Consider the following 26,728-nt stretch of genomic DNA (forward strand, 5'->3'; position numbering starts at 1 on the left):
GCGTGCCGGCTTCGTTCGTCCAGTTCGTTTGAAAGGGGACCCCGATGAAAGCCGCTGTACTGATTGCATTGACCTGCGTTGCGCTGACCGCTTGCGGCGGCGACGACAATTCCTCGCCCGCGGCGTCCGGCGGATCGGGGACGAGCAACAACGGTGGCGGCGGCACGGGTGCAGCCGGCACGGGTTCAGGCGGGACGGGTTCGGGCGGCACGGGAAGCGGCGGCAGCGGCGGGTCCGGCGGCAGCACGGTGACGCTGCGCTACGAGACGAAGCCTATCGCATCGGACAAGGCGAGTTTCGTGACGCTCGTCAACGGCGAAGGTGCAAAGGGCTATCGCTATCTGGGCGACTACTTTTACTCGGCCGACAATGCGACGGTTTCGATCTTCGTGAACGACGGGACGGCGCCGACCTACACATATCAGCTTCAGGACGCACCGGCCGATGTCGCGAGCTTTGTTGCTCAAGCCAACGCGCAGGGCGCGAGCGGTTACCGTTACGACGGCCCGCTATCGTACGGCTACCTCTATCGGAAGGACGGCGGCTCGTCGTCCACCTATTCGTACGTGAGTGCGGCGCTGCCGACCAGCCAAGCCGCGTTTCTTGCGCAGGCAAATGGCCAGGGGCAGTCGGGTTACTGGTTCGTCAGTCCGATGATGGTGGCATCGGGCTCCGGCAATCTGTACATGAAGGACAACGCGTCGAGCGCGACCTACACCTACGAAGCGCTGCCGCAAGCGTCGAATGTGGCTGATCTGGTTGCGCAGGCCAACAGCGAGGGGGCGAAGGGCTTTCGTGCGAAGGGGGCAAACATGTTCGGGAGCGATGTCGCATGGGTCTATGTGAAGGACCAGACGCAGTCGCCCACTTTCGCTTATCAGTCAACCGCAATCCAGACGGCCGGCGCCGCCTTTGTTCAGCAGTCGAATAACCTGGCGGCTCAGGGATACGCGTATCTCAGCGACATCGTGACGGGAGGCGGCAGCGCGTCGTTCTATTTCAAACCGACCAACTGCACGGGCTTCCTGTGCACGACGCTGAATCCGCTCACGCAGAACTGAGCCGGCGCGTCCGGGGCGGCTGCATCGCACGGCGCGTTCCGTCGAACATGCCCCGCGCGCATTGAATCGAGTGCCTCAGGTGCGCTACATCCGTGGCCGCATCGTTTGTCGCCGGCTTGCCGGCGACATTTCACTTTGTACGTGTGTCGATCGGGCGCGCCGGAAACGCCGAGCGCGCACTGTCTCGACCGGCGCCGTCAGCCGTTGCGAAAGATCTCGTTGTACGCGCTCAACGCCGGCGCCCCGCCAAGATGCGCGTACAGCACCTTCGATCCCGGCTCGAATTCCCCGAGCCGTACCTTGTCGATCATCGCGTGCATCGATTTCCCTTCATAGACGGGATCGGTCAACATGCCTTCCAGCCGGGCGCACAGGCGAATCGCTTCCAGCGTGCCGTCGCTCGGCAAGCCATACTCGGGGCCGCCGTACCGCGTATCGAGCACGACATCCTGTTCGACGATATCGCGGCCGAGCCCGACCAGCTCGGCCGTATGCCGCGCGATCCGCGTGATCTGTTCGCGCGTCTGCTCGGGCTTCGCCGACGCATCGATCCCGATCACGCGATCCGCGCGCCCGTCGGCCGCGAAGCCGACGACCATGCCAGCCTGCGTGCTGCCCGTCACCGAGCAGACGACGACGTAATCGAACTTGAACCCGAGTGCCGCTTCTTGCGCACGCACCTCCTCCGCGAAGCCGACGAATCCGAGCCCGCCGAGTGGATGCTCGGAACACCCTGCCGGAATCGGATACGGCTTGCCGCCCGCCTGCCGCACGCTCTCCATCGCTTCTTCCCAACTGCGGCGAATGCCGATGTCGAAGCCGTCGGAGACGAGCCGCACGTCGGCGCCCATCATCCGGGACAACTGAATGTTGCCGACCCGGTCGTACACCGGATCTTCATAGTTGACCCAGTGTTCCTGCACGAGCACGCACCTCATCCCGAGATGCGCGGCGACGGCCGCCACCTGGCGCGTCTGGTTCGACTGCACGCCGCCGATCGACACGAGCGTATCGGCGCCCTGCGCGAGCGCGTCCGGAACGAGATATTCGAGCTTGCGGGTCTTGTTGCCGCCGAATGCGAGGCCGCTGTTGCAGTCCTCGCGCTTCGCATACAGCTCGACCTTGCCGCCGAGATGCGCGCTCAGGCGCTCGAGTGGCTGGATGGGTGTGGGGCCGAACGTCAGCGGATAGCGGGGGAAGCGTTGCAGGTTCATCGGCGGGGGCTCCGGAAAGGGAAACAAGACGGGAAAGCGGATCGTTCGGGCGCTGCCGGCAGGCCGGGCTCCGATGCAAAAGATGATAGGCAGAAGCTCGGGAAATGAGCTTGCGAAATGAATTGTGTAGACCTACGTTATCGACGATATGAATGCAGGTTAAGCAATTTCAATTCGTTGAGATGGGAGTTGACGCAATGAAATTAGATGGCGGCAGTACATCGCGAGCCGACGCCGCACCGACGCTCGATCGCATCGACCGCGCGATCCTGCGGCAATTGCAGCAGGATGCGTCGATCTCGAACGTGAGCCTCGCGGCGAAAGTGAAGCTGAGCGCGCCGGCGTGCCTGCGGCGCGTCGAGCGGCTCAAGGAAATGGGGCTGATCCGCGGCATCGTCGCGTTGCTCGAACCGAAGCCGCTCGGCGCCGGGATGCTGGTCGTGATCGGCTTCGTACTCGATCGCTCGACGCCGGAAGCGTTCGCCGCGTTCGAGAAGGCGGCGCAGAAAGTGTCGGGGTGTGTCGAATGCCACGTCGTGACGGGAGAGTTCGACTACTTCATGCTCGTGCGCACGCGCGACAACGACAGCTTCAACCGGCTGCATGCCGAGCAGTTGCTTTACTTGCCGGGCGTGCGGCAAGTGCGCTCGTTCATGGTGCTCAAGGAAATCCTGTCGACGCATGCGCTGCCGCTGTAGCGCGGCAGGGCAGCGGGTTTTCGCGTCGGGCGTCCGCGCGGAACGAATCGCGATTGCACCGTTCATACGCCGATTCGCGGCCTTGACTATCATGCGCCGATGCAGGGCAGATGCTGCATGTCGCGACAACCCAACTGTGAGGGCATCATGGCAAGACAGACGATGGCGGAATATCTGGCGAAGACGCTTGCAGCAGCGGGCGTCGAGCGCATCTGGGGCGTGACGGGCGACAGCCTGAACGGCCTGTCGTTCAGCTTGAGCCAGATCAGCTCGATTCGCTGGATGCACACGCGGCACGAGGAAAGCGCGGCGTTCGCGGCCGGCGCCGATGCGGCGTCTACCGGGCGGCTCGCGGTGTGCGCGGGCAGTTGCGGCCCCGGCAACCTGCACCTGATCAACGGGTTGTACGACTGCCACCGCAACCACCAGCCGGTGCTCGCGATCGCCGCGCACATTCCGTCCACGGAGATCGGCCTCGGTTACTTCCAGGAAACCCATCCGCAGGAGCTGTTCCGCGAGTGCAGCCACTTCGCCGAACTCGTGACGAACGCATCGCAGTTCCCGCGCGTGCTGGCGCGCGCGATGCGCACCGCGATCGACGAGCGCGGCGTGGCGGTGATCGTGCTGCCGGGCGATATCGCGCTCGGCGACGGTCCGGACGAGGCGCCGGCGTGGAGCGAATCGGCGCCGCCGTCGATCCTGCCGGCCGATGCCGATCTCGACCGGCTCGCGGCGCTGCTCAACGGGTCCGACGCGGTCACGCTGCTGTGCGGCAGCGGCACGCAGGGCGCGCACGACGAAGTGGTCGCGCTGGCCGACACGCTCGGCGCGCCGGTCGTGCACGCGCTGCGCGGCAAGCAGTTCGTCGAATGGGACAACCCGTTCGACGTCGGAATGACCGGGCTGATCGGTTTCAGCTCCGGCTATCACGCGATGGAATCGTGCGACACGCTGCTGATGCTCGGCACCGATTTCCCGTATCGGCCGTTTTATCCGACCCATGCGAAGGTCGCACAGATCGACTGGAAGGGCTCGCAACTCGGCCATCGCGCGCCGCTCGCGCTCGGGCTCGTCGGCACCGTGAAGGAAACGATCGCGGCGTTGCTGCCGCGGCTCACGCGCAAGACGCAGCGGCGCTTCCTCGAGAATGCGCTGAAGCACTACGCGGCCGCGCGCAAGGGGCTCGACGATCTTGCGGTGGCTGAGCCGCCGGGCCGCGCGATTCATCCGCAGTACCTGACGAAGATCGTCGACGAAGTCGCGGCCGACGACGCGATCTTCACGGCCGACGTCGGCACGCCGACACTCTGGGCCGCGCGCTACCTGACGATGAACGGCAAGCGGCAACTGCACGGCTCGTTCAACCACGGGTCGATGGCGAATGCGATGCCGCAGGCGCTCGGCGCGCAGGGCGCGCATCCGGGCCGGCAGGTCGTGTCGCTGTCGGGCGACGGCGGCCTGTCGATGCTGCTCGGCGATCTGTTGAGCGCACGCCAACTGAAGCTGCCGATCAAGATCGTCGTGTACAACAACAGCCTGCTCGGCTTCGTGTCGATGGAACTGAAGGCGGCCGGCTATCTCGACACGAACGTCGACCTGAGCCCGACCGACTTCGCGGCGATCGCGAAGGGCGCGGGTATTTTCAGCGTGCGCGTCGAGCATTCGGAGAACGTCGAGCACGCGTTGCGCACGGCGTTCGAGCATGACGGGCCGGCCGTGGTCGACGTCGTCACGTCGAAGTACGAGCTCGCGATGCCGCCGAAGATCGAGCTTGCGCATGCGAAGGGCTTCAGCCTGTTCATGCTGCGCGCGATCCTCAGTGGGCGCGGCGACGAGATCGTCGAGCTGGCGAGAACGAATTTGCGGTGAGAGGGCGGCGCAAGCGGGACGGGCGCCGGCCGCTGATCCGGCACGAATTGATCGGGTAAATCAGGGACAATCTTCACGTCACCTTAAGTTTGCGTTTCCTAGAATCGATTGATCGTCGCGTGTCCCGCGGCGGACCGATTCGCCCAGGAGGATGCGCATGAACCTTGCCCGTGTCGCCGTAGCCCTGTCCCGCGCAGTCATCGGCACCCCGCCGCCGACCGCGCAAGCGCCGGAGACCCGCCTATGACGTGGCCGAACGCGTGGCGTGTCTCGGCACTGTTCGTGCGCGAGTGGGTCGGCCGGCCGGCCGCGGTGGGCGCGTTGTGCCCGAGTTCGCGGCATCTGGCGCGCGAGATGGCCGATGCGGTGCCGGACGGCGACGGGCTGGTCGTCGAACTCGGCGGCGGCACCGGCGCGATCACCGCGGCGCTGCTCGAACGCGGCGTCGCGCCCCGGCGTCTCGTGGTGGTCGAACGCTCGCCGGCGTTCGTGCGGCATCTGCGGCGACGCTTTCCCAGGATCTCGATCGTGTCGGGCGACGCGCGGCAACTCGAGCGGCTGCTGCCGCCGGGGGCCACGGTCGACGCGATCGTCTCGTGCCTGCCGCTGCGCACGCTGCCGCGTGACGACGTGGCGGCGATCGTCGGTCAATGTCGTCGCGTGCTGGGCGCCGACGGTGTGATGATTCAGTTTACGTACGATTTGCGGCCGCCTGGCCGCCATCCGCTAGGTGATTCGGCATTTACTGCCTGCAGTAGCCGGATCGTCTGGGCAAATTTTCCACCTGCGCGCATCGTGACCGTGCGCAATGCTGCTGCCGAAACGCCGCGACTCGTCGAGTATTGACATCATGCGACCGTGTTGGAACGCGCTGACGACGCGTTGCGTAGCGAACGCCCCGGTCGTGGCTTTGCGGCATGCGTTTCTACGTCCATGGCTCCGTCGGCCTGGATTTCGAGTGCGTACGATGCTTTCCGCGGCGGTGCCGACAGCTCCAGTTTTCAATATTGCGATGTCGTGCGTTCGATTGTGCGCGGCCAGATCCGATGTCGATTTAAATGTTCTCTGAATTGACCGCACTGCCTCGACACGAATCGTCAAAGTCAATTTTCAATTGTTGACAGTGATGGATGAGTCTTGTGCGAGAATTCAGTATGCATGGCGTAAGGTTTTGACGCGATATTCTCCATACGAGACATCGGATCGTCGATTTCCGTGCAGGGACGATTCTGTTGGCGTGCGCTGATCGGCGCGTTCAGGTACAGGCACCGTGAACGGAGTGATGGACGCGCGGTTAAAAAGGGGCGGGGTCGCTGGGGATTTTCGGCGCCCCATGACATTCGACTGACGAACGGGGCGATAAATGTCTGGCGTGCTGGACGAGCTTCTGCGAGGCTACAGCGACCTGCGCCGCTATCTTTCCAGGCGGCTGAGCAGCGACGACGCTGCCGATCTTGCGCAGGCTTCGTTCGAGGTGGCGCTTCGCTATGCTCAGCAGAACGAAGTGCGGTCGCCGGCTGCGCTGATGTTCCATGTTTCGAATAACTTGCAGATCGATGCGGCGCGACGCCGCCGATTTTTCCCCCAGCAATTGTGCGAAGACGTCGGCGACGAAGGCATTGACCGGCTCGTGCGTTCCGATGTGACGCCGGAGCGCGAATGCATCGCGCGCGAGTCTCTCGATCAGGTGACGCGGGCGCTGGACGGGTTGCCGCCCCGGTGCCGCGAAGCATTCGTGCTTTGCAAGTTGCATGGCCTTTCGTACGAAGAGGCAGCGCAGGAAATGGACATCAGTCCGACCGTCATCAAGAAGTACCTGGTTCAGGCAATGAAAGCGTGTCGGGACGCTGTGCTATAACTGCGCAACCGCGCGCATTGCACGGGGCCGCCGTTGACAGTCGACATGCCACTTACCCAGGCCGAGATAGACAAAGCCGATGACTTGCTCGTTTCGCTGATGTTCGGTAGCGACGCGGAGAAGTCGCGCGCGCAAATCGAGCTTGAATCGTGGGCGGGCAATATCCCGGAGCGGCGCCAGTACCTGGCTGATCATCATGCGGCGGAGCGTGTCGTCGATGCACTGAGCGACGACCTCGGCCGACGGTACAAGCGGCACGTAGGTCCCGCCGTTCACCCTCCAGCTCGTACCGAAGAGCGAATTTCCCAGCCCGTGCCGAGCGGCCGGCGTACGGGTGTTCGCGTAGCGACCTATGGCGCAGCGCTCGCATTGTTCGGCGCAATTTCGACGCTCTGGATCGTCAACCCGATCCTGACGAGCCAGCACCTGCGAACCTCGATCGGCGAGCACGTCGATGTCGCACTCGCCGACGGCAGCCACGTTACGCTCAATACCGATACGGAAGTGATCTTCGTGAACCGGCTCCGCTCGCGCGATGCGACGATTCAACGGGGCGAGGCGCTGTTCTCGGTTGCCCATAGCCTGGTGCGGTCGTTCGACGTGTCGGTGGGCACGGCCAACGTCCGGGATATCGGCACGCGCTTCACGGTGCGGAAAATGACCGAGGGCGTGGACGTTGCCGTGCTGGAAGGCCGGGTCGAGCTGACCGCGTCCGCAGGCGCTGCGCCGGTACCGTTGCAGGCCGGCCAGGCCGCGCGCGCCGATCGCGTGGGGAACGTCGAACTGCAGGACCAACAGCAGTTCGATGCGATGGTCGGCTGGAAGGATAACCGCCTGCAATTCAACGGGACGCCGTTGCGGGACGTCGTCCACGAAGTGCAGCGCTATCGCAAGCAGCCGATCGTGCTCGCCGATGCACGGGTGGGCGACTATCGCGTGACGGGCGGGTTTTCCAGTGCGGACCCCGACTTGCTGTTGAAGACGTTATCGAGCGTCGTGCCGGTGACCGTCGACATTCAGCCGGCGGGTACGGCCGTGATTGCGCCGCGTCGTTGATACGCTCGACGGCATGCGTCGCCTGACCGTCTGGGTGCGGACTGCCGCTATCGAAGGCGGCTGTTGGTAAAAATAATTGCAGGCTGCCGACTGGTCCCTTCCTGCGTCTCGTTCGCCTCGTTGACAAAGAGGTGCGTGGCGCGTGTGTCGCGTCGATCAGGTACAAAGGGACGAAGTGGGGCGGGCGAGCATGGGAAAAGCACGGGCGGGCAACAGGATGAAGGGGCTGGCGCGCGCCGCTGCCGCCCTGTGGATACTGTTCAGTTCGCCACTCCATGCTCAATCGGCCGTCGAGTTGCCCGTCCAGCCGCTGGGCAGTGCACTGGTACGTCTGGCGAGCGCCATGGGCGTCAACATTCTCGCGCCCGACAAGCTCGTTGCGGGCCGGCAAGCGCCGGCCGTATCGGGGCACATGTCGTTGCGCGACGCGCTCGATCGCCTGTTGGCCGGCACCGGACTGAAAGCCGTGGCACGCGGCGACAAGACTTATGTGATCGAGGCGTCGTCTTCGGTGCCGCAATCGGCGCTGCCGGAGTCGGCTGAATCCGTGTTGCCGACGATCGAGGTCAACGCGAGCGCAATTTCCGATGCGCTGGGCTTCGTGAGCGAATCGTCGAGCGCGGCGACTCGCACCGACACACCCGTCGTGCTACTCCCGCAGTCGATTCAGATTCTGAACCGGAAGTTGCTCGAGAGTCAGGGTACGCAGTCGGTATCCGATGCGCTCGCTTATCTCGGCGGCGTGACGACGAGCAATTACGGCGGCGTCCAGGCCCAGGCGACCGTCCGCGGATTCAATGCGCCGGTGACGGTCAACGGTCTGCCGACGGCGCTCGGGCTGAGTTCGCAGGTCGCCGGCGCGTTGAGCATCCCGATCGACGGCATCGAGAAGGTCGAGGTGCTCAGGGGGGCGGACTCCATTCTGGCCGGCGCAATGGATCCGGGCGGGATCGTCAACGTCGTCACCAAGCAGCCGACCGAGAAGCCGGTGCGCGAGGTGGCGATGCAGGTCGGCTCGTTCGGGGACTGGAAACAGGCGATCGACCTGGGTGGCCCGTTCGGCGGCGACAAGCGCCTGACTTATCGTTTTGTCCTGTCGGCCGAGAGAACCGGCGAGAGCACGTATGGATACGACGGTTCCAAATCTCTCTACGTCGCACCGTCGGTGAGCTGGAAATCGGCCGGCACATCGATCGTCGTCGGCTACCGTCATCAGGTGCAGGACGTGCCGCTCAATGCGACGACGCTGTTCGGCCCTGACGGGTCGCCGGCGAAAGTGTCCTTGCCGACGGCCCAGCCTGGCGGGACGCTCGTCCAGTCGGACGACGTCGACGTCGATTTCAAGCATCGATTCAACGAGATCTTCTCGATCGAAAGTCGCACCGTTTATTCGCGCTATATCGAGAAATATTCGAATACCGGATACTGGCCGGTATCTTTTGCTTCGACTCCCGACTCGACCTACTTCAATGCACTGGCCGGCGATCATCATGTACTCAACGTATTGACCGACAACAACCTGAATGCCCGATTCTCGACCGGCCCCGTCAAGCACGTGGTACTTGCCGGGTTCCAGTATTCGGTGAGCTGGGAAAGTTCAAGTCTCCCGGCCGGTGGCGACAGTTTGCTGGCGGCGCCATTTCCGAGCCCTGTATTGCCTCCCTATAACGGGTCGTTCGTCTATAACGATCCCGGGAAAAATTACTTCAGCAACACGTATCTGCAAGATCAATTGTCCTGGGGGCGGCTGCATGTGACGGCGAGTGTCGCCTATGGGAAGTCGCAGTCGCCCGGCGCGGCATCCCAGCATGCGTGGCTGCCCAATTTCGGCGTGCTTTACGAGCTGACGGACACCTTGTCCGTCTACGCGAGCTCGATGCGCAGCTTCTATCCGCGACACGGTTATACGTTGACGGCAGGCGGGACACCGCCGCCGTATTCGGGACGCTCCGTCGAGGCAGGCGTGAAGCTGAATCTGCTCGACGATCGCCTGGCGTTGACCGCGGACGTGTTTCGAACCGAGTCGGCAACCGTCGTTCAGCCAATCCCGGGTACCGGCCTCGTCGATCTGCAAGGTGGACAGGTGACCCGCGGTGTCGAGGCCAGCGCAACCGGGCGATTGTTGCCCGGCCTCAACCTCAATGCGAGCTACGCCTACAATGCCGTGCAAAGCGGCCCGGGTCTGCCGCGTCACGCGGGTTCGTTGTGGCTGACCTACGATCTTCAGGGAGAACGGTTGAAGGGCTGGGGCGGCGGCATCGGCGTGCTGGCGCGTACCGAAACATTCGTCGGGGAAGGCAGTGGCAATCGCTTGCCGGGGCAGGTCCAAACCGACTTCGGCATCTGGTATCGGGCGAAGCACTGGTCCACCACGCTCAGCGTCAAGAACGTATTTGATCGTGTGCTCTACCAGTCCGGTGCAACCAACAATCAAGCGTTTCTGCAGCCCGGCAGGCTGGTCTATCTGACGGCACGCCGCGACATCTAGCCTCGGCGCCTTCCTACCGGCAACCGGCCGCAACGGTATCGTGCCGCGCGGTATCGATGCCGAATGCCGCCGGGAGCAGCAGTCCCGGCTCGGACCGAGGCAGACGGCAGTCATTGAATATAAAAGCATAATCAATGTCGGAGGCCCGATAGAGATTTTTGCAAAAAATCGACTGGTCCGTTTTCCTGCGTCATTCGCCTTTGCATATAGAGACGTCGAAACGACTTCGTCTGGCAATCGATAGTTGGCTCGTCACGCCGGCTGGGCGTTCGTACGGCATCAGCGTATGGCCGATCGAGAGCGGAGCGTCCCCGTCGACGAACTCGGCAAGGCAGTGAGGTGGTGTTGGCATCGATTCGAAGCGTGAAACTCCATGGCAATCGATATGGATTCCTGATTGTATGGGGGCGGCGATGACATGTCGGTGATGCGGATCGTCATTCTGTTAAGGACTTGGTCAAGTACTGAAGTCCGGAGCAGAGGCATAGGGTCGGGCGTGCGATGGATAAATTCACCAGATATATACAAAGGAAATGTGAGCTGGAGGCGCAGATCGCCAGGGACCGTGAGCTGGTCCGTGACGAGATCCTCATTGAAATCATGCTTGCGATCGAAGAATTCAACTTCGATTCAAGCGAGCTTTTTCCTGGCGGAAAGAAGCGAAAAATCAAGCCGAAATACTTTGATCCGCAAAGCGGGGCGGTGTGGAGTGGAAGAGGGCGTGAGCCGCTCTGGTTGAAAGGCAAGAATAGGCGAGATTTCGAACTCGAGTCGACGGAGTGACGCGAAACGGCGTAGCAGGAGGCGGCTGCGAATAATGCCGCCGCAGTTCCCGGTGAATCGAGACGTCGAGGTTCATACAGCTTTGGCCGTGTCCGGTAATCCTCGTAACCGGACACTTTGCGCATCATCACCCCTCATGCGCACTTTTTATTCTGAAAGACGGAGATTGGTGGCGGACGCTATTGAGGAATGAGACGTGAGTACATTTCGGGAAGTCAGAATCCAGGCGTTGCAGCAGGCGTTGATGGACGAAGCACGTGGATTTTGGATCGACAACGAAGTGGCGGAAAGCGTGATCGCCAAACTCGACAACGTGACGCTAGCCGCAAGGATATCGATTGTCAATCGGAGATCGGCATCCACGGAGAGAGACGAATTGCAGAATCGGCTTGATCTAAATGGCGACGCGTCGAACTCGTCGTCGTGACATGAAACTGATTATTTCAAGGAGGTGGACGGATTTCATTGATGGTTTTTTCTGGATGAACAAATTTGATCGACATGTGGAAGGTTGAAATGAAACTCAACAAGAAATTCACCCTGCTTGCGGCCATTTCGCTGCTCGCAAGCGCATCGACGGCTTTCGCCGCATCTTCGGGGACGCCGGTTGCATCGTCGGCAACGGGCACGCTCGCCGTGACCGGGGCGCTCGTTCCCGGCACCTGCAACGTCACGTTGCAAGGTGGCGGCAAAGCCGATTACGGCACCATCAGCAGCGCATCGCTGAATGCTTCGTCGACGACCGGTACCGCACTGCCTACCTCGGCGCCGATTCCGATGACCGTGTCCTGTTCGGCTCCCACGCAGATCGCCTTCCGGATTCTGGACAATCGCGCTGCCAGCCTGACAAGCATCAAGTCCGGCAGCAATGTGACGTTGCAACTGAACAGCGGCACCGTTGCGAAATGCGCGTCCTCGTGCCCGGGCTATCTGGCCTACGGTCTCGGTACGGTCAGCAGCACGAACAACACTGCCGTGGGCGTTTATTCGATCACCGCGGACACGTTTGCGGTCGATGGAACCGCGGGTGCGGCTGCCGCGACCTACGGCGCGGACAGCAAGGGCAGCTTCGGTCCTTACTCGCACGCGACCGCAGTTCAGGCGTATTCGCAACCGAGCGGGTACTGGACCTGGGTTTCGAGCGTCACCGCCACCGCACCGGTAATGGGTCAGGTGTTTACGACGAATCTGTATGTCACACCGACGATCAACAACACCAGCGCGCTTCCGTTGAACACGAATATCAAGCTCGACGGCAACGCGACCGTCACGATTTTCTATATCTGATGTTCGAGCGTGACACATTAGCTTGAGGACGACATGAAAAAACGAATCATCGAAGCGGCGCTTGCTGGCGCCGCACTGAGTCTGGCCGGCGCTTCGTTTGCTGGCCCGCCCGTTCCCGGCCCGACCGCGACGCTGACGGTGACGGGCACGATCACGCCGCCGTCGTGCACGCTGTCGCTCGGCGCAAACGGTAATGCAGCATTCGGCACGACGCCGCTGAGCAGCATTTCCAACAATGCGACCGGCACCGTGCTGACGAATCCGCAGACGGTCCCGCTGACGATCACCTGCACCGGCAATACGCAGGTGGCATTCGGCGTCAAGGACAACCGCGCAGCCAGCGTGGTGAGCGGGCTGACGGCCAACTGGGCGTCGGGTATCGCATCAGGGACGACGAGCGCGACGAATGCGTTCGGCCTCGGCCAGTCGAGCTCGAAGAACATCGGCGCTTACACGCTGACGGCCAACACGTTCGCGGTGGGTGGTACGGCCAAGACCCCGGCCACGATCACGTTGACGAACGAGACGCTGGCGCCGGCGGCGTCGACGTCGGCAGGCCTGGTCGTGAACCCGAGCGACGCCACCAACCTGATCACGTGGGCGGACAGCTCGTCGTCGACGGCCGCATCGACCGGCCAGACCTTCACAGCCAACATTGTCGTGACGCCGACGGTGAATCAGTCGAGCGCACTGCCGACGAGCGGCAACATCACGTTCGACGGCAACGCGACGTTCACGGTGTATTACCTGTAAGGGCCTCGAGGCGCCGTCTCGCCGGCGCCTCGTCTTCAAGACGTTTTCTCTCGTGCTTATCATGAAAAACAGGATTGCTAATAAATATGGCGTGCCGATTATCGCCAGCCTCGCGCTGTTAAGCACGACAAGCCATGCAGACAACCTCAAGCTCGAGTCCTCGGTGGTACTGGTCGATGCAGGAAAGGGGGAGGCGTCGCTTGGCGTACTCAACAACGACAAAGGCCCGTTGCTGATGGTGACGCGCCTGGAGAAGATCCCGGAAGAACCGGTGCAGCGTCTGACCGTCACCCCACCGGTCGCACGGGTCGAGCCGGGCGATACGCAGGTCGTACGATTCTTCCTGGTCAGCAAGGACGACATCAAGGTCGAGCATCTGGAGCGCGTCAGTTTCGAAGGCGTCCCGCCGAAAGACGACAACTCCGTTCACATCTCGATCAGGCAGAACATTCCCGTGATCATCCGGCCGAAGAATCTGGCCCGGAACGACGAGCCGTGGAAGCTGCTGACATGGGCCCGCAACGCGTCCGGATTCTCGGTGAAGAATCACGGCCCGTACGTCGTGCGCATGGCGCAAGCGGCGACGCTTCTGCCAAGCAAGACCGCGGTTGCATTGCCCCGGACCTACATCCTGCCGGGAGAGACGCTCGATATCAAGACGAAAGCCCCGAGCGCGTCGGATACGGACATCGAAATCAGTCCGGCTTCGCTGTACGGCTACATCGTCGGCAAGTATCCCGCGAAGATCGGCTCGTCCACCGCTGACGCGGCAACCGCGTCGACCGGCGCGGCCTCCGCCACGGCCACGAGCAATCCTCAATAACAAATCGGCGGCCCATCACCTACATGCAATACCCAGAATGCTTCCCGACGCGGACGCTGACGCACTGCATCCTGCTTGGTCTCGGCGCCGTATCGGCAGCGCATGCGGCCGACACGAAATTCGACGTGGAGACGCTCAAGTCGATGGGTATCTCGCCGGCGGTGGCGGATTACTACAGCGCCGAGCCGCGGTTTCCATCCGGCGCGAACGCGGTGACGCTGATCGTCAACGGGACGCGGATGGCGACGACAACGGTGCAGTTCGATCGGAACGGCGCACCGTGCCTGACGCACGACGTGCTCGATCGCGCCAACGTCGAATGGCCGGGGCGCGAAGCGGCGACGGCCTGCGTGAACCTCAAATCGGTTTATCCGGATGCGGTCACGACGCCGAAGCCGTCGCAGAACACGCTCGAATTGCTCGTGCCGCCGGAAGCGGTGCGCTCGCGGGATCCCGCGCCCGTCTACGGGCAAGGCGGCCGGGGTGCGATGCTGAACTACAACTTGTTCACGGTTCGCACGCAGGCGCCCGGCTCGCATAGCAACACGTATTACGCAGACACGACGTTCGGCTTCAACGCGGGCGACTGGCTGTTTCGAAGCCACGAAATCTACTCGGGGCAGGACGGCAAAAGTCAGTTCCAGCATCAGGAAGCCTATATCCAGCGCACGTTCACGCAATACAAGTCGACGTTTCAGGCAGGCCAACTGAGTCTGCGCAGCAATCTGTTTTCCGCGCCGCTGTTTACCGGTGTGCAGATTTTCCCGGAAATGCAGCTCGGCGAAGACAGCAGCACGAGCGTCTCGGGAATCGCGCAGACACCTTCCCGAGTCGAAGTGCGGCAAGCCGGCGTGCTGATCTATTCGACGCTGGTTCCGTCCGGGCCGTTTACGCTGAACCGGCTGCCGCTGATCAACGGCAGTTCGGACCTGCAGGTCACCGTGATCGAGGCCAACGGCTCTCGGCACGGGTTCATGGTGCCTGCCGCGTCGTTCGCGAACAATTTCGTCTCGCCGGAGAAGGGCGTGTCGTTCGCGATGGGCAAGCCGCGAACGATCGGCGGCGACGTCTCGTATCTGCGGAGCAACTGGTTCGTGACCGCGACGGACGTGATGCCGCTGCCGCACCTCCACGCGAACCTGACCACGGGTCTGCTGGTGGGGCAAGACTATCGGTCGATCGGGCTGGCGGTGGACGGTTCGCCGACGCGGCGCGTTCGCGCGTATGTGCGCTCGGTATTCGCAGACGACGCGCGCATCGACCACAAGGGCTTCAAGGGACAGTCGGGGATCAGTGCGATCCTGACCGAAGCGATGGCGCTCAGCGCATCGGTGACGCATCAGACTCGCGGTTACCGCGAGCTGGCCGACTCGCCGAGCTATCTCGACCTGTACTACGCGAACACGAAAGACACGTTCAATACCACGGTGTCCTATTCGACACGGAATTTCGGTGGCTTCAGTGCCGGCTACACGCGCATTGCCAGTTTCGACGGTTCGAACAGCAACCGCGCGCTGCTGAGCTGGAACAAGAATTTCAAGAAGGTATCGGTGTCGGTGAGCGCGGATATCGGTTCCGGGCGCGGCATGTCGAACCTGTACTACGCGAACATCAGCTTCCCGATCGGCGACAACGCCGGATACGTGTCGGCCAACGTATTCCGCACCGGCGACCAGACCCAGGCCGGCGTCACCTACGACCAGCAGGTCAACGACTACTTCGGCTACAACGTGGCCGCGGCGACGCAGGCCCCCGGCGGGCATCAGAACTACAGCGCAAGCGTTCGGGTGTTGCCCAAGTACACGCAGTTCGGCGCAACGGCCACCGCGACGAGCAACAGCGCGCAGTCCTATTCGGCAAGCCTGACCGGCGGCGTTGCGTTCGACGGCGTGCATCCGCTGTTCTCGCCGTATGCGATCGGCGATACCTATGCGGTCATGCAGGCGGGCGACCTGTCGGGTGCGCGCATCGTCACGCCGGCGGGCCCGGTATGGACGGACTATTCGGGCCGCGCCGTCGCGCCCAACCTGACGCCGTATCGCAACAGCCGTCTCGAGCTTGGCGTCGACGGGCTGCCGCGAAACGTGGAGGTGAAGGATGCCGTCAACGTGCTCGACGCGGGGCGCGGTTCGGTCGGCCGTGTGGCGTTCAAGGCGGTACGCATCCGTCGCCTTCTGCTGACGGTGCACGATGCCCAAGGCAAGTCGCTCGAAGGGGCGAGCGTGCTGGCGCCGGACGGCCGGTTCCTGACGATCGTCGGCCCCGAAAGCAAATTGTTCGTCGACGCCGAGCAGTTCGCAAACGGCGCGCTTCAGCTCAAGCCCGAGTCCGGGCCGGCGTGCTTCATTCACTTCAAGCCGAATGCGCATCCGGATGACAACGCGATCTACGAGACCGCGTCGACCGTGTGCGCGGGGAACTGATTCATGTCGAATCCATCGAGTACGAGTCGAACGCTGGTCGCGACAGTCATCGCGTGTTGCATGACGCCGGCGCACGCCGGTTTGCCGTTGCCGGGCCAGCCGTTCAATCAGGGTATGCCCGTCGCGCCGGGTCAGGCGCTCTCGCCAGGCCAGGTTGTAGCGCCGGGCAGGAATATCACGTCACTCAACAAGGGGCCGTTCGGGCGTATCGGGCAAGCGATCGGCACGCGGGGGAACGCATCGTCCGAATGTGTGCTGACGCTGAGCAGCGCGAAGATCGATTTCGGGCGCTACAACAGCGGAGCAGCGGCAAATGCGGCACCCGGCGCGCAGATCCCGATCGGCACCCGGGGGACGAATCTGCAGGTTGCCTGCCCGCAGCCCGGGTATGTCGCGATCACGTTGCACGGGCAGACGCGTCCGGACGGGGCTCGATATGCGTTCGGGCAGTCGGGTGACGTGACCGTTACCGCACGTTCGGCACAAGCCGACGGGCGGACGATTCGCGTCGGGCTGGTCGACACGCCCGGACAGGTTCCGCAGATCTGGCAGGACGAAGTGAAGTGGCTGCCGGGGAAGACGCTGGTGCTGGGCGAGCCGAACGTTACGCCGTTCAGCCAGGCGAGCGTTCAACTGACCGTCGAAGCGAATCTCGACTCGACCAAGGCGCATCCGACCGGTGCGTTGTCGCTGACGAATTCGCTTCAGTTCAGTCTGTTCCGCTGGGAAAAGTAGCGACGCGACGGCGACGCAGGTTTCGACGGACGGCAACGGGTGCATCGAGCGTATTGGAAGAACGGGTATGAAGCCATGTGTCGATGCCTGTCAGCCGTACTGGAACGGCATCCCCGAGGTAATGATCGATCGGAATCGAGGAGAAAATCGGTGACCAATACGCAGCACTATTCGGCGGCGATCATGTCGGACGGACAACGCATTCTCGACGTCATCGAGCCGGGCCGAGCCTACGAGCCGGCCAGATTGGCCAGTCAACTCGGCTTGAGAACCTCGGCGGTTCGGGCGTGGCTGGAACACTGGGTCGCTGCCGGCAAGCTTGAACAAGGCATGTTTCAGAACGCCGACGGCGGCCGCAGGGTGTGTTTCTTTCTTCCTTCGGGCAACACGCCGTTGTGCGCTCACGACGAAGCTCGGCGTGTGGTCGAGGTGCGTGCGCATGACGTACTCGAGGCGATGAAACCGGGTGTCGGCCATCGTGTCCGGGAAATCGCGACGCGGCACGTGCTGCCGCTACACCGGGCGACGGCGCTGCTCTCCCTGTTGCTCCGGGATGGGCGGGTGATCAGGAAAACGGGGGGCGGAACTCACCGCCGGTACGACCTGTACTACGTCGCGGGCACCGAGCCCGATTCCGTCACGCGGGTCGCGGCAACGCCTGCACCGGCACATACGCACGCGACGGCACCGTTGTCCAGTCAACCTGCGTACGACGCCGAATATGCCCGCGCGCTGCGATCGCTGCGCGACATCTGCACGGCGAACCGTGGTCGATCGTAGCCGGTTCGTCGAGAGACGAATGTAATCGTTCATGTGAGCACGCGTGTCGCGAGGAAACGAATGAGCCGAATTCAACAGCGCCACGGAAGACGTATGGGCGAGCATCTGTTCAATCGCTGGATCGCTGCGGGGCTCTTCAACGGCGATATCGAGAAAGCGGGTGGAAGTACGGCCAACGAACGAAGCCTGATGTGCGACATGCTGGCCAGCCGGCTGGCCGTCGCGTTTCTCAAGGGCGAGGTCGCCTGTGACGCCGGGCTTCGTGCGATGGGAAATCTGATCGTCGTTTCGAATACGCACTTGTCTCCATTTTGCTGGGCGGTTTTCGACGCATTTGCGGCCGGGATTTATGGTGCAGATGAAATCTCGATATATCTTGATCCGGTTCTGACGTTCACGGTCCCGCAGATAAAACAGGCACTTGCGCGCCACGAGAATGGGCGCGAAGCCGGTGCGCAGGCTTCCGGGTAGCTGGCGGGCCAGAGCGAATTCCGCCGGGAGAGGCATTTTCTGGCATTGGTGGTCGTTGATGTGTTTCGCAATACTTATTTTGTAGTTGTGTGTTCGATGTTCGTTGTTTTTTTAAACATGAAGATCAGGATGGCTATGAAAAAATATGCGCAAATCAAATCGCGATCGGATGATTTAATGTCGAACGGTCGCGCGTGGCGTTTGCCGGCCGCGCTCGTGTTGAGCGCTGTGCTGTCGAGCGCATGCGGTGGCGACGACGGTCCGTCGGCCTCGTCGGCTGCGCCGGTCGAAACGCCGACCGGCACGCCTACGCTCGCGGCCGACAAGCCGTACTTCGATCCGGTCGCCTACGGCAACCGAGCCGACGATTCGATCGACGATACCAACGAAGACGGCGCGATAACTCATCACGTCGTGACACTCAACGGGACGCCAATCCAATACACTGCGACGGCGGGCCATCTCGTGACGACCGATCCCGATAGCTCGCAGCCAAACGCGAAAATCTTCTACGTCGCATACACCGCCGATGGCAAGGATGCGAATACGCGTCCGGTCACATTCTTCTACAACGGCGGGCCGGGTTCCGCTGCGGTCTGGCTGTTGCTCGGCTCATATGCGCCGAAGCGAATCAAGACCTCGATGCCCGACTACACGCCGCCGGCGCCATACACAATCGAGACAAATCCCGACAGCCTGCTCGACAAGACCGATCTCGTGTTCATCAATCCGGTGGGGACCGGTTATTCGACGGCGATCGCACCGGCGAAAAACAGGAACTTCTGGGGTGTCGACCAGGATTCGTCTTCGCTGAAGCAGTTCATCAAGCGCTACCTGACCGCGAACCAGCGCTGGAACTCGCCGAAATTTCTTTACGGCGAGTCGTACGGTACACCGCGTACCGCCGTACTTGCGAATGCACTGCACAGCGACGGCGTCGATCTGAACGGGATCGTGCTGCAATCGTCGATTCTCGATTTCCGCCATGGCGACGATCCGGTTGGCCTGCTACCGACTTACGTCGCCGATGCGTGGTATCACAAGAAGTTCACCGCGCCGACCCAGGCGACGACGCTTGCGGGTGTGATGTCGGAGGCCGCGCAGTTCGCGTCGGGTGACTTCGCGACGCTGGCGAAAGACGCGATCGCCGCGAATGCGGCGGTGACGGCAACGCGCTACGACCCGATCCTGTCTGCCGGTGTCGATGCGGCTTTCGCGGCGGCAGGCAGCCCGTCGTCGATGAAATGGACGGACATCATCGCGTACTTCGAGACGCAACCCAACGCAAGCGCGCTGCTACAGAAAACGCTGGCGTATTTCGATGCTGCCGACGCGGCGTCCAGTCTCCCGGCGCCGAGCGATGCTGCCGTGCAACGCGTTGCGCAGTACATCGGCATCGACGAGACGCTGGTGCGGAAGGCAAAACTGCTCGTCGATACCGACACGTTCCAGCGCAACCTCGTGCCGGGACGCAGCGTCGGCGCATATGATGGCCGCGTGACGACGACCAACCTGGGGGTGGCGGCCGACGTGAGCCTGATCAACAACGACGCATTCGATCGCGCAACGAACGGCGTATACATCGCTGCCTGGAACGTCTATTTGAATCAGGAGCTGAAATACACGTCGAACTCCGCGTTCACCGGTATCACCAACGTGTCGTGGGACTGGACGCACAAGGACCCGACAGGCAAGACGTCGCACGGCCGCGGCAATCTGAACACGGTCACCGATCTGGCCGCGATCATGGGGATCAATCCGGACCTGAAGGTGTTCCAGGCGAGCGGCTATTTCGATGACGTGACGCCGTGGTACCAGACCCGGATCGACTTGCAGAACATGCAGATCGACCCTGCACTGCGCAAGAATCTGCAGATCAACGAATATCCGTCCGGGCACATGATTTATCTCGATCCCGAATCGCGCACCGCGTTGCGCGGCGACCTGCTGAAGTTCTTCCAGGCGGTCGGTTCTGATCGGGCGGCGATGACGCGGATCCTGCGGTTGCAGAAGGCAGGTCGCGGGACCTGACGCGCGTCGGAACGGACGTCGGTACGACGAGGCCTGTCGTGCGATCGCGGGCCGGCAAACTGCGCAGTGCGCCTTCGAGGCGCTTCCGGATCGTTGCGTCGGCTAGTCCCGCGACGCGTCGTCACGAACGGATCGCCGGGAAACCGCGATGAAACCGCGATGAAACCGCGGCGATTCGTGCAAGGAACGCGTCGACTATCTGGCGTGATCGACGCGTCGTAAGCGGCGCTTGCGGTCCGTTCGGCCGGTATCGTATTGGCGATACGGCAGAGCCGCGGCCGGGTTCCTCGGTGCCCGGCGACGCACGCGGAAAGCTAGACTCGCGTGCTGTTCGCCATCTGCACCGCAGGCCGCGACGCGATGCGCTTGATGAAGCGATCGAGCGGCGTCGCATAGGCTCGCGCGATGACTGCACTGAGTCCTGCTGAAAGCACGAGATACGCGACGAGCAGCGCCAGCTTGCCGTCGCCATGCGTGGCAGACGGCGCCCAGAACGTGCGCAGCGTGCCGAGCACGATCAGATGGAACAGGTACAGCTCGTAACTGAGCCGGCCGCTCCAGCGCAGCGGCGCGAGCATATGGCCGTGAGCGGGCGTGCGTTGCGCATGCGCGCCGATCAGCAACACGGCCGTGCCGAGTGCCATCGCGGACACGCCGAACACATGGCTTTCGGCGATCGGCCACGCGAGATAGAGCGCCGTCATCGCCGTTGCCGTGAGCCATTGCACGGGCGCGGCCGCGAGCGCCTGCCAGCGCGCGCGTTCGGCCAGCAGCGCGGTGCAGCAGCCGATTGCGATGCCGTCGAAGCAGGCGAAGTACGCGTACAGGAAGCCGCCTTCGTCGCCCGGATGCGTATAGCGGTACACGGGGCCGATCGCGGCAACCAGCAGCCAGAACGCGAACAGCAACGTGTCGCGGCGCAGTGCGATGCACAGCAACGGGAACGACAGGTAGAACACTTCTTCGACCGACAGCGACCACAGTACGCCGAGCGCGTAGTTGACCCATCCGTACGCGCCGATCAGCACGTTCATCCAGAACGTGAGCGACGCCAGGTTCACGAGCCAGTACGACACGGCGACGCCCCGCGGCGCATGGTTCGCGAAGATCGGCACGCCGGCCGCGGCCAGCCCGTTGACGAGCGCGAGCAGCAGAAGCAGGCACGGGACGATCCGCGCGATGCGCGACACGTAGAACGCGCGCACGTCGAGCGTGCCGAGGCTGCCCCAGCGGCGGCGCGCGTTCGACGTGATCAGGTAGCCCGAGATCGCGAAGAACATCGTCACGCCGTAATTGCCGTTGCGCACGATCGCATGGGCCGTGTCCCAGCCGAGCACGCGTGCGAGCGTGGTGTCGCGCAGCGGATACGCGATGTTGAAGTGATGCAGCAGGACGAGTAGGATCGATACGCCGCGCAGCAGGTCGATGCGGGCGTTGCGCGGGGCGGCGCTCATTGTGGCCGGGCCAGTTCGGCGAGCGCCGGCAGTGTCGCGAGAAACGTGTCGCGCGAGCGCAGGCCGGCATTCGGCGTGAGCGCCTGCTCATCCTGGATCAGGTTCGCGAACACCAGCGTGCGCGGCCCCTTCGTCGCCCAGCCGACGAACCAGCCGTACGCGTGCGCGGCGTCGTACTCGAGGCCCGGCGATCCGGTGCCCGTCTTGCCGTGCACGGTCCAGCCGCCCGGCTGCACGTCGAGCAGCGTGATGCGTTCGGTCATGTCGTACGCGTGCGCGCTGACGGGCAGCGTGCGGCGGACGATCTTGCGCATGAACGCGACCTGTTCGAGCGGCGAGATCCGCAGCGACGAGTTGACCCACGCGCCCATCACGCCGGGAAGTTCGCCCTGCTTGCTGGTGACGTCGGCATTGCCGTAGCCGAACGCGCTCGTGTACTGCTGGAAGCGTGCCTGCCCGAGCGCCTGCGTGACCTGCTCCGAATACCAGAAGATCGACAGCTTCATCCAGCGCGCCGGATCGGTCGGCTCGCGCCACGGCGCACCGCCCCAGTCGGGGTAGCCGGCGTGGAAGTCGAGCGTGGGCGTGTGCTCGTCCTTCAGCACGCCGGCGTCGAAGCCCATCAGGCCGATTGCGACCTTGAACGTCGATGCGGGCGTCACGCGGGTCGTGCAATCGCCCTGCTGCACGAGCACGTTGCCGGTGGCGGCGTCGGCGACGACGGTGCAAACGGGATGGGCGCGAGAGGACGCGGCGGCCACGAGGCCGGCGAAGGCGAACAGCGCATGACGCCAATGCTTCAAGTGCAGCTCCTTGGAAAGCGTGCGGAAGGGGTGCGGGGCGGTCGGGGAGCGGAAGGCCGTGCGCAATCGAAGCGACGGCCGGCATTCGATGACGAGGTCGATCGCCGCCGTCGGGGTGGCTCACAGTGTATCGGCGGATCGCCGGCTGTCGACCTGTCATGGTTGACGGGGGCACGCGTGCGGCTTTCACCGGTTCCGGCGGTTCATGTCGTTCACGCACCCGTTGCCGGGCCGATGAAAAAGCCCGCCGGCAGACCTGTGCCTGCGGGCGGGCGAAGACACCTCGCGCCGGACCGACGCGGGTGTCGCGTGAAGAACGGAGAACGGGCTGGCGTCAGAACTTGTGGCGCAGCGCGAGCCGTACGGCCACCTGGTTCGACGTCGACGACGGCGCGTCCGTGCCGGGGATGAATGCGTTGTCGAGGATCGAGTTCGTCCGGTCGCCGGCGATGTGCTGGTACGCGGCCTGCACGTACACGTCGGTGCGCTTCGACAGGTTGTAGTCGGCCATCAGTCCGACCGAATGGATCTTCGGCTTCGCGTCGCCGCTCGATGCGTCGTACTTCTCGAGCGACAGCACGTACTGCGCGCCGACCATGAACGCCGGTGTGATCTGGTACGAACCGTTTACCTCGAAGTTCTGGTACTTGATCGCGCTGACCGTCGCCCCCGGCGCGATGATCGCGCCCGGCGTGCCCAGGTAGCCGTTGCCGGTCGGGTTCTTGTAGTTCGAGTTCGTGTACGCGAAGCCGACCGTCGCCGGCCCGAACGTGTAGTTGATGCCCGCGCCGAACACGCGCATGCGCTCGGCGATGTAGCTCGCGTCGTTCGCGGTGATCGCGCCGGCCGAGCCGTTGCCCGGATGGTTCGCCTGCAGGTACGCGGCGCCGATCAGCAGCCCGCTGTTCTGGTACTGCGCGCCGAAGCTGTACGCGCGGTTGTCGGAGAAACCGGTGCTGTTGCTGAAGCTGTATGCGCCGCCGAACTGGAAGCCGCCAAAATTCGGGCTCGCGTATTTCACCGTGTTGTCGAGGCGGAACGAGTTGTCGGTGTTGTCGTTGTCGAACGGGTGCGCGAGCAGGTAGCCGCCCCAGTTGCCGTTGGCGGTGGTCGGCGCGAGATAGTCGACGACGGAATCGTACTGGCGGCCGAACGTCAGCGTGCCGTACTGCGCCTGGCTCAGGCCGACGTACGCCTGGCGGCCGAACATGCGGCCGCCCTGGCCGAGCCGGCCGCTGTTCACGTCGAAGCCGTTTTCGAGCTGGAAGATCGCCTTCATGCCGCCGCCGAGATCCTCGCTGCCCTTCAGGCCCCAGCGGCTGCCCTGCGCGTAGCCGCTGGCCATTTCGTAGACGTGGCCGGTGCCGACGTTGTTCGTGTAGTTCAGGCCTTCGTCGATCACGCCATACAGCGTGACGCTGCTTTGCGCGAACGCGGGCACGGCGAAGGTTGCCGTTACGGCGAGCGCCGTCAGGGTCTTTTTCATTGATGAGATCTCCGGGATATCCAGCTTGTATCGGTTGTCGTGAGCGCGTCCGGCAAGGCGCGCCCCGTCATCCGGGGCGATCCGGCGCAGCGCGTGCGGCGCCGGATCGCGCAACGCGCGGCGGCGCGGCACCCGGCAACGTCGGGTCGTGTCTCCTCCGATGACACCGCGCATTCTTCCGAAGCCGAAACGGAATCGAAAGCGAGTAATTTCGATGGATGGGATCGGGTTCGCCAATGGGGGGGCGACGGGCGGTTTCGACCGTGGAAACGGGCGGCGCGGCGTCACGATTCGATGTCGGCCGGGCAACGGCGAGCGGCGCGCAATGCCGCCCGCGCCGGGCCGTGGCCGCACCACCGGAAAACGTTGGGAGGCCCGCCGCACGGGCCTCGCAGCGCGTCGGGCGATCGATTGGCGCTGCCGATTGCAATGATCGGAATTACTCGTTTCCCTAAACAAATTGGCGGCTCAAACATGCAGGCTGACCGGGCGTGGATGCGTTCGCGATGCGCCGGTCGCCGCGCCTGCCGCGACGCACAAACAATCAGATCAGATTTGGAGACGACCCACCATGCAGATTCGACGACTGAAAACGGCCCTTCTCGCCGCCGCGGCGATCCTGTCCGCGCCCGCGGCCCATGCGGCCGGCGGCGCGTGCACCGACGGCAAGACGGTCCATTTCGCGGGCATCACGTGGGAGAGCGGATCGTTCGCGACCGAGGTGCTGCGGCAGATCATGGAGAAGGGGTACGGCTGCAAGACGGACGTCGTGCCGGGCAGCACGGCCGCCACCGAAACGGCGCTCGCGCGCAACGACCTGCAGATCTGGGCCGAGCAGTGGACGGGCCGCAGCGAAATCACCGCGAAGGCGGTCGCGTCGGGCGCCGTGAAGCTGATTGGCGACACGCTGCCGGGCGGCACGACGGAAGGCTGGTTCGTGCCCGACTACGTGGTGAAGGGCGATCCGGCGCGCCACATCAAGCCGGTTGCGCCGGGGCTCGTGTCGGTCGACGATCTGCCGAAGTACAAGCAGGTATTCGCCGACGAGGAGGAGCCGGACAAGGGCCGCTTCCTGAATTGCCCGACCGGCTGGGATTGCGAGCGCGTGAACACGCGCCTGCTGCGTGTGCTGAAGCTCGACCAGTCCTATACGAACTTCCATCCGGGCACGGGTGCGGCGCTGGATGCGGCGATCGCGTCCGCGTACCAGCGCGGCGCGCCGATCGTGTTCTATTACTGGGGCCCGGCCGCGCTGATGGCGAAGTACAAGTTCACCGCGCTGAAGATGCCGGCCTATAACGAAGCATGCTGGAAGACGTTGCGCGACGAGAGCAGCACGCACCAGTGCGCGTCGTCGTACATGGTGTCGCGGCTGACGGTCGGCGTGTCGAAGCCGTTCGCCGATGCGAACCCCGATCTCGTCGGCGTATTCGGCAAGGTGCGTTTTCCGATGGACTTCCTGAACCAGACGATCCTCGAGATGACGACGAAGAAGATCGACGGCGCGGCGATGGCCACGCAGTTCCTGAAGACCCGCCCGGACATGTGGAAGCAGTGGGTGCCGGCCGACGTCGCGCAGAAGATCGCCGGCAGCCTGAAGGGCGCGTAACCTGCGCGCGGCGGCGGGCTCGCGCCTGCCGCCGCCGTCACGCGCCTTCGCGGCGCGACGGAGAATCAACATGGACGGTTTCTTTCTGCACCTGTCGATCGCCGACTGGGTCAACAGCGCGCTCGAGACGTTCGTCGCGCAATACGGCGACGGCTTCCATCGTTTCAGCGCGCTGGTCCTGCGCTACCTGCTCGTGCCGCTCGAAGGCGCGTTGCGCGCGGCGCCGCCGTGGCTCGTGCTGCTGGTCGTCGGCGCGATCGCGTGGAACGCCACGCGCCGCATCGGGCTCGGCGCACTCTTCATGCTGCTGCTCTATGCGATCGGCTGCTTCGGCCTGTGGGACAAGCTGATGCAGACGCTCGCGTTGATGCTCGTCGCGACGGTGCTGTCGGTCGCGGTCGGCGTGCCGGCCGGCATCGTCGCGTCGCGCAGCGCGTGGCTGCGCCGGATGCTGCTGCCGGTGCTCGACGTGATGCAGACGCTGCCGAGCTTCGTGTACCTGATTCCGGTGCTGATGCTGTTCGGTCTCGGCAAGGTGCCCGCGATCCTCGCGACGATCATCTACGCGCTGCCGCCGCTGATTCGCCTGACCGATCTCGGCATCCGCCAGGTCGATCCGGACGTGACGGAAGCCGCGCGCGCGTTCGGCACCACGCGCTGGCAACTGCTCGTGAACGTGCAGTTGCCGCTGGCGCGGCCGAGCATCATGGCCGGCATCAACCAGACGACGATGATGGCGCTGTCGATGGTCGTGATCGCATCGATGATCGGCTCGCGCGGGCTCGGCGAGGACGTGCTCGCCGGCATCCAGACGCTCGACGTCGGCAAGGGCACGCAAGCCGGTCTCGCGATCGTGATTCTCGCGATCGTGATCGACCGGATCAGCCAGGGCTTCGGCCAGGAGCGTCGCGCCCGGCGGCGGCTCGCGCAGCAGCGCCGGCAGAGGGGCGCGTCGCGCGTGCCGTACCGGCTGCCGGGCAAGGCGCCGGCCGCGGGCGTCGATTCGAATCAGGCGGCGCAATCGTCGCGCGCATAGGAACGGAGGC

22 protein-coding genes and 1 pseudogene are annotated in these 26,728 nt (G+C 63.7%); 19 read left to right on the forward strand and 4 right to left on the reverse strand.

What is annotated here, in order from left to right:
• Nucleotides 1-44 precede the first annotated feature (44 nt).
• Nucleotides 45-1,061, forward strand: coding sequence for a hypothetical protein (locus WS61_RS17115; RefSeq protein ID WP_059501732.1), 1,017 nt, complete (start codon nucleotides 45-47; stop codon nucleotides 1,059-1,061).
• Nucleotides 1,062-1,258: 197 nt separating this feature from the next.
• Here WS61_RS17115 and WS61_RS17120 read toward each other — a convergent pair whose 3' ends face one another.
• Nucleotides 1,259-2,275 (reverse strand): 1-aminocyclopropane-1-carboxylate deaminase, encoded by a 1,017-nt coding sequence (locus WS61_RS17120; protein WP_059501734.1) that lies wholly within the window; start codon nucleotides 2,273-2,275, stop codon nucleotides 1,259-1,261.
• A gap of 197 nt (nucleotides 2,276-2,472) precedes the next feature.
• On the opposite strand from WS61_RS17120, the gene WS61_RS17125 reads away from it, so the two are divergent.
• The 16 genes and pseudogenes from WS61_RS17125 to WS61_RS35670 all read left to right on the forward strand — a co-directional run.
• Nucleotides 2,473-2,973, forward strand: coding sequence for an Lrp/AsnC family transcriptional regulator (locus tag WS61_RS17125; RefSeq protein ID WP_059501736.1), 501 nt, complete (start codon nucleotides 2,473-2,475; stop codon nucleotides 2,971-2,973).
• A gap of 147 nt (nucleotides 2,974-3,120) precedes the next feature.
• Nucleotides 3,121-4,842 (forward strand): ubiquinone-dependent pyruvate dehydrogenase, encoded by a 1,722-nt coding sequence (gene poxB / locus WS61_RS17130; RefSeq protein WP_059501738.1) that lies wholly within the window; start codon nucleotides 3,121-3,123, stop codon nucleotides 4,840-4,842.
• A gap of 243 nt (nucleotides 4,843-5,085) precedes the next feature.
• Nucleotides 5,086-5,688, forward strand: a complete 603-nt coding sequence (locus WS61_RS17135) for a class I SAM-dependent methyltransferase (protein WP_059501740.1) — start codon at nucleotides 5,086-5,088, stop codon at nucleotides 5,686-5,688.
• Nucleotides 5,689-6,205: 517 nt separating this feature from the next.
• Nucleotides 6,206-6,700 carry an RNA polymerase sigma factor gene (locus WS61_RS17140; RefSeq protein ID WP_059501742.1) on the forward strand — a complete coding sequence of 165 codons (495 nt, stop codon included), beginning with the start codon at nucleotides 6,206-6,208 and terminating at the stop codon, nucleotides 6,698-6,700.
• A gap of 45 nt (nucleotides 6,701-6,745) precedes the next feature.
• Nucleotides 6,746-7,756: a FecR family protein gene (locus tag WS61_RS17150; RefSeq protein WP_095211760.1), complete on the forward strand. Its 1,011-nt coding sequence runs from the start codon at nucleotides 6,746-6,748 to the stop codon at nucleotides 7,754-7,756.
• 217 nt (nucleotides 7,757-7,973) lie between these two features.
• A complete protein-coding gene (locus WS61_RS17155) occupies nucleotides 7,974-10,244 on the forward strand; it encodes a TonB-dependent receptor (protein WP_179949684.1) in 2,271 nt (756 codons plus the stop codon).
• A gap of 501 nt (nucleotides 10,245-10,745) precedes the next feature.
• Complete coding sequence (locus tag WS61_RS17160) at nucleotides 10,746-11,027, forward strand: H-NS histone family protein (protein WP_059501750.1); 282 nt, start codon at nucleotides 10,746-10,748, stop codon at nucleotides 11,025-11,027.
• 196 nt (nucleotides 11,028-11,223) lie between these two features.
• Entirely contained in the window at nucleotides 11,224-11,454 is a 231-nt protein-coding gene (locus WS61_RS34905; protein ID WP_060354180.1) for a hypothetical protein, read from the forward strand.
• Nucleotides 11,455-11,543: 89 nt separating this feature from the next.
• Nucleotides 11,544-12,314 (forward strand): DUF1120 domain-containing protein, encoded by a 771-nt coding sequence (locus WS61_RS17165; protein ID WP_059501752.1) that lies wholly within the window; start codon nucleotides 11,544-11,546, stop codon nucleotides 12,312-12,314.
• 33 nt (nucleotides 12,315-12,347) lie between these two features.
• On the forward strand, nucleotides 12,348-13,067 hold the full coding sequence (locus WS61_RS17170) for a DUF1120 domain-containing protein (RefSeq protein ID WP_059501755.1): 720 nt from the start codon (nucleotides 12,348-12,350) through the stop codon (nucleotides 13,065-13,067).
• Between the two features lie 61 nt (nucleotides 13,068-13,128).
• Nucleotides 13,129-13,890 (forward strand): fimbria/pilus chaperone family protein, encoded by a 762-nt coding sequence (locus tag WS61_RS17175; RefSeq protein WP_157692746.1) that lies wholly within the window; start codon nucleotides 13,129-13,131, stop codon nucleotides 13,888-13,890.
• A gap of 23 nt (nucleotides 13,891-13,913) precedes the next feature.
• Nucleotides 13,914-16,313, forward strand: a complete 2,400-nt coding sequence (locus WS61_RS17180) for a fimbria/pilus outer membrane usher protein (protein ID WP_059501758.1) — start codon at nucleotides 13,914-13,916, stop codon at nucleotides 16,311-16,313.
• 3 nt (nucleotides 16,314-16,316) lie between these two features.
• Nucleotides 16,317-17,048, forward strand: a complete 732-nt coding sequence (locus WS61_RS17185; RefSeq protein ID WP_157692747.1) for a hypothetical protein — start codon at nucleotides 16,317-16,319, stop codon at nucleotides 17,046-17,048.
• A gap of 150 nt (nucleotides 17,049-17,198) precedes the next feature.
• Complete coding sequence (locus WS61_RS17190; RefSeq protein ID WP_059501762.1) at nucleotides 17,199-17,828, forward strand: hypothetical protein; 630 nt, start codon at nucleotides 17,199-17,201, stop codon at nucleotides 17,826-17,828.
• Between the two features lie 60 nt (nucleotides 17,829-17,888).
• A complete protein-coding gene (locus WS61_RS17195) occupies nucleotides 17,889-18,299 on the forward strand; it encodes a hypothetical protein (protein WP_157692748.1) in 411 nt (136 codons plus the stop codon).
• Nucleotides 18,300-18,476: 177 nt separating this feature from the next.
• A pseudogene (locus WS61_RS35670) lies at nucleotides 18,477-19,595 on the forward strand (peptidase S1); the annotation flags it as partial.
• Nucleotides 19,596-20,644: 1,049 nt separating this feature from the next.
• On the opposite strand, the gene WS61_RS17205 reads toward WS61_RS35670, so the two are convergent.
• The 3 genes from WS61_RS17205 to WS61_RS17215 form a co-directional block, all read right to left on the reverse strand.
• Nucleotides 20,645-21,784 carry an acyltransferase gene (locus tag WS61_RS17205; protein WP_059501766.1) on the reverse strand — a complete coding sequence of 380 codons (1,140 nt, stop codon included), beginning with the start codon at nucleotides 21,782-21,784 and terminating at the stop codon, nucleotides 20,645-20,647.
• Nucleotides 21,781-22,587 carry an OXA-1043 family class D beta-lactamase gene (blaOXA, locus tag WS61_RS17210; RefSeq protein WP_095211764.1) on the reverse strand — a complete coding sequence of 269 codons (807 nt, stop codon included), beginning with the start codon at nucleotides 22,585-22,587 and terminating at the stop codon, nucleotides 21,781-21,783. The genes WS61_RS17205 and blaOXA overlap by 4 nt, the downstream gene beginning before the upstream one ends.
• A gap of 334 nt (nucleotides 22,588-22,921) precedes the next feature.
• On the reverse strand, nucleotides 22,922-24,073 hold the full coding sequence (locus WS61_RS17215; RefSeq protein WP_059501768.1) for a porin: 1,152 nt from the start codon (nucleotides 24,071-24,073) through the stop codon (nucleotides 22,922-22,924).
• 571 nt (nucleotides 24,074-24,644) lie between these two features.
• Here WS61_RS17215 and WS61_RS17220 point away from each other — a divergent pair.
• On the forward strand, nucleotides 24,645-25,682 hold the full coding sequence (locus tag WS61_RS17220) for an ABC transporter substrate-binding protein (RefSeq protein ID WP_059501770.1): 1,038 nt from the start codon (nucleotides 24,645-24,647) through the stop codon (nucleotides 25,680-25,682).
• A 70-nt stretch (nucleotides 25,683-25,752) separates the two neighbouring features.
• Nucleotides 25,753-26,718: a proline/glycine betaine ABC transporter permease gene (locus WS61_RS17225; protein WP_059501772.1), complete on the forward strand. Its 966-nt coding sequence runs from the start codon at nucleotides 25,753-25,755 to the stop codon at nucleotides 26,716-26,718.
• Nucleotides 26,719-26,728 lie beyond the last annotated feature (10 nt).

This window comes from Burkholderia sp. ABCPW 11 (assembly GCF_001523445.1).
Lineage (GTDB): Bacteria > Pseudomonadota > Gammaproteobacteria > Burkholderiales > Burkholderiaceae > Burkholderia.

What these genes read in the sequence shown, in the direction of transcription:
- WS61_RS17180 (WP_059501758.1), top strand. Translation starts at nt 13,914, where the DNA reads ATGCAATACCCAGAATGCTTCCCGACGCGGACGCTGACGCACTGCATC.
- WS61_RS17135 (WP_059501740.1), top strand. Translation starts at nt 5,086, where the DNA reads ATGACGTGGCCGAACGCGTGGCGTGTCTCGGCACTGTTCGTGCGCGAG.
- WS61_RS17120 (WP_059501734.1), bottom strand. Translation starts at nt 2,275, where the DNA reads ATGAACCTGCAACGCTTCCCCCGCTATCCGCTGACGTTCGGCCCCACA.
- WS61_RS17165 (WP_059501752.1), top strand. Translation starts at nt 11,544, where the DNA reads ATGAAACTCAACAAGAAATTCACCCTGCTTGCGGCCATTTCGCTGCTC.
- WS61_RS17125 (WP_059501736.1), top strand. Translation starts at nt 2,473, where the DNA reads ATGAAATTAGATGGCGGCAGTACATCGCGAGCCGACGCCGCACCGACG.
- WS61_RS17140 (WP_059501742.1), top strand. Translation starts at nt 6,206, where the DNA reads ATGTCTGGCGTGCTGGACGAGCTTCTGCGAGGCTACAGCGACCTGCGC.
- WS61_RS17205 (WP_059501766.1), bottom strand. Translation starts at nt 21,784, where the DNA reads ATGAGCGCCGCCCCGCGCAACGCCCGCATCGACCTGCTGCGCGGCGTA.
- WS61_RS17150 (WP_095211760.1), top strand. Translation starts at nt 6,746, where the DNA reads ATGCCACTTACCCAGGCCGAGATAGACAAAGCCGATGACTTGCTCGTT.
- WS61_RS17195 (WP_157692748.1), top strand. Translation starts at nt 17,889, where the DNA reads ATGAGCCGAATTCAACAGCGCCACGGAAGACGTATGGGCGAGCATCTG.
- WS61_RS17220 (WP_059501770.1), top strand. Translation starts at nt 24,645, where the DNA reads ATGCAGATTCGACGACTGAAAACGGCCCTTCTCGCCGCCGCGGCGATC.
- poxB (WP_059501738.1), top strand. Translation starts at nt 3,121, where the DNA reads ATGGCAAGACAGACGATGGCGGAATATCTGGCGAAGACGCTTGCAGCA.
- WS61_RS17225 (WP_059501772.1), top strand. Translation starts at nt 25,753, where the DNA reads ATGGACGGTTTCTTTCTGCACCTGTCGATCGCCGACTGGGTCAACAGC.
- WS61_RS17115 (WP_059501732.1), top strand. Translation starts at nt 45, where the DNA reads ATGAAAGCCGCTGTACTGATTGCATTGACCTGCGTTGCGCTGACCGCT.
- WS61_RS17215 (WP_059501768.1), bottom strand. Translation starts at nt 24,073, where the DNA reads ATGAAAAAGACCCTGACGGCGCTCGCCGTAACGGCAACCTTCGCCGTG.
- WS61_RS17170 (WP_059501755.1), top strand. Translation starts at nt 12,348, where the DNA reads ATGAAAAAACGAATCATCGAAGCGGCGCTTGCTGGCGCCGCACTGAGT.
- WS61_RS17185 (WP_157692747.1), top strand. Translation starts at nt 16,317, where the DNA reads ATGTCGAATCCATCGAGTACGAGTCGAACGCTGGTCGCGACAGTCATC.
- WS61_RS17160 (WP_059501750.1), top strand. Translation starts at nt 10,746, where the DNA reads ATGGATAAATTCACCAGATATATACAAAGGAAATGTGAGCTGGAGGCG.
- WS61_RS17155 (WP_179949684.1), top strand. Translation starts at nt 7,974, where the DNA reads ATGAAGGGGCTGGCGCGCGCCGCTGCCGCCCTGTGGATACTGTTCAGT.
- WS61_RS17175 (WP_157692746.1), top strand. Translation starts at nt 13,129, where the DNA reads ATGAAAAACAGGATTGCTAATAAATATGGCGTGCCGATTATCGCCAGC.